This window comes from Wenyingzhuangia sp. 2_MG-2023, assembly GCF_030548295.1.
GTDB lineage: Bacteria > Bacteroidota > Bacteroidia > Flavobacteriales > Flavobacteriaceae > Wenyingzhuangia.
Map to the genome: position 1 here is coordinate 1 of NZ_JAUOSB010000074.1, position 494 is coordinate 494.

Annotated in this window: 1 protein-coding gene; it reads left to right on the top strand. The window is 24.7% G+C overall.

What is annotated here, in order from left to right; genetic code table 11:
• Window positions 1-84 precede the first annotated feature (84 nt).
• Window positions 85-426: a hypothetical protein gene (locus Q4548_RS16725; RefSeq protein ID WP_303457180.1), complete on the top strand. Its 342-nt coding sequence runs from the start codon at window positions 85-87 to the stop codon at window positions 424-426.
• Window positions 427-494: the final 68 nt, after the last annotated feature.

A 494-nucleotide genomic window follows, 5' to 3' on the forward strand; every position in this document is an offset into this window, starting at 1 on the left:
TTCTTGTATTTCATATCTCAAATTTATCTATTTGAAATTTAAAATATCACTCCGAATTTATTGGGGGCTAAAATATCTTCAAGCATGAATGAAAAAAATCTAAAGAATAACATTGAAAACCTATTCAAAAAAGGGAACTCAAATCTTATAGGAAAATTTACTAATAGAAATGAATTTACAGCTTATGATAAATGGACTGTTATAGGATGGGCAATGCCTAATTTAAAAAGGAAATCAGCATATTTAAAAGGAAAAATAGTAAAATCAGAAAAAGGTATCTCATTGAGTTTAGATTTTAAACCAAATACTATTTTATCAGTTTTTGCAATCATTTCTATATTAATGGGAATAACTTCTACAATAATTGCGAAAACGAATAATCAATATTTAATAGTTGGATTAATTTTAATAGCAGTAGTATTTTAGCCCCCAATAAATTCGGAGTGATATTTTAAATTTCAAATAGATAAATTTGAGATATGAAATACAAGAAA

Bases quoted from the DNA above. Each gene is read 5' to 3' on its own strand.
- Q4548_RS16725 (WP_303457180.1), top strand. From the start codon at position 85: ATGAATGAAAAAAATCTAAAGAATAACATTGAAAACCTATTCAAAAAA.